Origin of the sequence: Arthrospira sp. PCC 8006 (genome assembly GCF_046480465.1) — a bacterium.
Taxonomy (GTDB): Bacteria; Cyanobacteriota; Cyanobacteriia; order Cyanobacteriales; family Microcoleaceae; genus Limnospira; species Limnospira platensis.
In genome coordinates, this window is sequence record NZ_PKGG01000340.1 from 1 (window position 1) to 3,579 (window position 3,579).

General features: G+C 45.6%; 3 protein-coding genes and 1 pseudogene. 2 read left to right on the forward strand and 2 right to left on the reverse strand.

Annotation, left to right across the window (positions count from 1 at the left end):
* A pseudogene (locus tag B9T16_RS26790) lies at positions 1-234 on the reverse strand (class I SAM-dependent methyltransferase); the annotation flags it as partial.
* A gap of 15 nt (positions 235-249) precedes the next feature.
* Between B9T16_RS26790 and B9T16_RS26795 the strand changes: the two are divergent.
* On the forward strand, positions 250-486 hold the full coding sequence (locus B9T16_RS26795) for a hypothetical protein (RefSeq protein ID WP_006618532.1): 237 nt from the start codon (positions 250-252) through the stop codon (positions 484-486).
* Between the two features lie 14 nt (positions 487-500).
* On the opposite strand, the gene recG is transcribed toward B9T16_RS26795, so the two are convergent.
* The gene (gene recG / locus B9T16_RS26800) at positions 501-2,969 is read right to left on the reverse strand and encodes an ATP-dependent DNA helicase RecG (protein WP_410246190.1); all 2,469 of its coding nucleotides are present in this window, start codon (positions 2,967-2,969) and stop codon (positions 501-503) included.
* Positions 2,970-3,340: 371 nt separating this feature from the next.
* Between recG and B9T16_RS26805 the strand changes: the two genes are divergently transcribed.
* On the forward strand, positions 3,341-3,579 hold a 239-nt coding region (locus tag B9T16_RS26805; RefSeq protein ID WP_410246191.1), incomplete at its 3' end, for a tetratricopeptide repeat protein.

Here is a 3,579-nt window from a genome sequence, read left to right on the forward strand (position 1 = left end):
AATGCCAGGAATACCCGCCAAGGGAGCAGCTAAACGCCCACTTCCACACCCGACATCAATCACCATTTGACCGGGTTTGAGTCCCTGTTGTCTAAGTAAACCTAGTTCCAGTTGACCTACAGCTAGAAAGTTTCCACCAATGGCTTGCTCATATGCTTTGTCACTAGCCAAAACATTCTTGAGTCTTTGGAGATGTTTAGTATATGTGTCACTATATATATTATATTCAGTCATGAGTAATTTAATCGAGTGTTAGGGGTACAATGGGATTTAGTCCCGACCCTAGTGGCGGCGAAAAGTCTAGGGTTGTGTGGGGAGCTAGAGGCGATCGCTTTTCCTCTGTTGCACCCGGACGATTTACGGGTTGACGATTGGCGACTCCCCGACACAATGACCCCCATAGATTTCGGCTTACCCAGGGTAATCAGATCAACTTTCCGGCATATATATATTAAGCTAATCGGGGAGCGAAAACAAGCCCTATAGGTTTTGGTGTCAACCTAAGTCAAAATCGATCCTCCCATCATTTTTTGATAGCGTCGATCCCACTCCGCGACCATAGCCGGCCAACGTTGGAGGGTGTAGTCTTTCTGGATGACTTTTTGGGCGGCTTCTCTGGCTAGTTCCAAAACCTCGCGGTCTTCCACCAAACTAGCCAAAGCGAAGTCAGGTAAACCGGACTGACGGGTTCCCAAAACCTGACCGGGACCCCGCAACTCCATATCCATTTCAGCAATAAAAAAGCCATCCTGGGACTGTTCCAAAACCTGTAATCTTTGCTTGGCTTCCGGCGAGGAACTCCCCGACATTAACAAACAATAGGACTTGTGAGCGCCACGACCGACGCGACCCCGTAGTTGGTGCAATTGTGACAAGCCAAACCTTTCGGCATTTTCMATTAACATCACCGTAGCATTAGGAACATCAACCCCAACTTCTACAACAGTTGTTGATACTAGGATATTGGTTTCTCCCTCCCTAAATTTAGCGATCGCCGCTTCTTTTTCCTGGCTACTCATGCGACCATGCAACAAAGCGATCGCCAATTCCGGGAAAATCTTAGTTTGCAGCTTTTGATGTTCTTCAACAGCCGATCGCACATCCAATTTTTCCGACTCTTCCACCAAAGGTAAAACCACATAAACCTGTCGTCCTTGTGCCACTTCTCGGCTAATCAAATCGTATGCTTCCTGACGTTTACGACCAGATAACATAGTCGTTTGAATTGGCTGTCTTCCTGGTGGTAATTCATCCAATTGACTAACATCGAGATCTCCATGTAAAGTCAGGGATAACGTGCGCGGAATAGGAGTTGCCGTCATCGTCAAAACATGGGGGGACTCACCTTTTTGTTGTAACTTAGCCCGTTGATGCACCCCAAAGCGGTGTTGTTCATCAATCACCACCAACCCCAACTTATGAAAATTCACCGGGTCTTGAATTAAGGCATGAGTCCCCACCAAAACCGGCAATTCTCCCGTTTGTAATTGAGCATGAATTTGGCGACGTTTAGCAGTCTTAGTCGAACCCGTCAACAACTCAACCGGAAGGTGCATTAAATTCAACCAACCCACCAATTTTTGATAATGTTGTTCCGCCAAAACCTCCGTGGGAGCCATCAAAGCCGTCTGATATCCGGCTTGAATTGCCGCCAACATTGCCACCACAGCCACCACAGTTTTACCCGCCCCAACGTCTCCTTGAATTAAGCGATTCATAGGTTCTTCCGAGTTGAGATCCGTCAAGATTTCTTCAATCACTCGTTTTTGAGCCTTAGTCAATTCAAAAGGCAACATTTTATAAAACTGTTCAATTAGTTCTCCTTGGGGGAGGAGAGCCGCGCTTTTTTCGTTAGTTTTAGAAACTTGTCGCCGCTGCAATAAGCCGATTTGCAGATAGAAAAATTCATCAAATACTAAGCGTCGTCTAGCCGCTGCTAACCAGTCACGGTTGGGGGGGAAGTGAATATTGGTGATAGCATCCGAGATTTCAATTAACTGATATTTTTCCCGCAATTTGGGAGGCAATGATTCCGGGAGTTTATTAGCTGCTGGTAATGCCGCCAAAACCGCCTTCCTGACCAAATCCGCCCCAATGCCTTCCGACAATGGATAAACCGGTAAAACCCGCCCAATTTTCATGGAAGCAGCATGACTATCAGCCCGGTCTAATATTTCTAATTCTGGGTTATCTAGGGTGATGCCATATTTATTTTTTTTCACCAACCCAGAAGCCGCGATAATCGCTCCCGGAGGATAGTTATATTTTTGTTTATGTTGCCAGCCTTTATTGCTATAGCGATTTCCGGCATAAAAACGACTAATTTTGAGTTGTCCGGTTCGGTCTTTGACGATTAATTCTAAAATAGTGAGTKGGCGATTTTTGKGGCTACTAAAACAATTACACCGCTTCACCTCTGCCACAATGGTAACAGTTTCCCCAGGTTCTAATTCTTTGATGGGGACTTGGCGGGCGTAATCAATATGGTCGCGGGGATAATAATAGAGTAAATCATAAATCGTATAAATTCCCAGCCTGGCTAAAAGGTCGCTATTTCTGGGTCCCACCAGTTCTTTTAATCCCTGGTCTAATTCCGGTAATTTGGGGGGGGTAACTTCCTGGGGACTKCTGCKACGGGGAGGGCTAGGGGATGGCTCTGGGGGCTGATTTTTGGCGAGTTTTTTCTGGGCTTCTAACAGGCGCTCGGCTTGGATTAAAAAGTTATKGGTTTCCGCTATCAAATGCTGTCTATCTTCGGTGATTAGTTGGGAATATCTGGCAAAATTTCCCACTAATTTTTGACCTACTTCATGGGCTTCTAGGGGGATAATTTCGATGAGTTTATTAATGCTGATTTGTAAGAATTCATGAAATCTATACTCTTTGCCCTGAATATTATTAAACCCACGTTCTGCTTCTACAGATAGGGCTTTTTGGAGACGAGACCAATCGGGTTCATAGATTGCCATAGGTGATTAATTTTAACTGCTTTTGATTGCCAACTTTGTTGATATTATAAGGGTTTATTGGTGGATTAATCAAGCTCAAATACTTGACAAATTCAGAAATTGCGGATATCATGAAACCATGGGCTATGGTGGCTAGTTATGACGATAGTAGATGACTATTTAATCAATATAGCATATTTGCGCTAGGTCCGATAAACCCTTCCAGAAACCCCCAGAAACCGGGTTTGTTTCCCCCCAACCTCCCAGAAACCGGGTTTCTATGACTATCTCTGGGGAGGTCCGACAAACTCTCACAAAAACCGGGTGAATTTCTCGCCATCTGACCAAAAAGGTATTAAACTGAAACATGGGGATATTGAGAGGTGGCTGCTATGATATATCGGCGATGGGCGCTACCAATATTGCTGGCTTTGTCCTTAACCCTCCTGCCGTCAGGTTTGGCGGCTCAGACGGTGGATGAATGGTTTCAGAGGGGGAATGCAGCCCAGGCGGCGGGGAGGTATAGGGAAGCAGAACAGATTTGGCGGGAGTTTTTGGAGATTGAACCCAATAATGCTATAGCTCACAACAATCTCGGTCTGGCCCTACGTCGCCAAGGGAAACTGCCAGA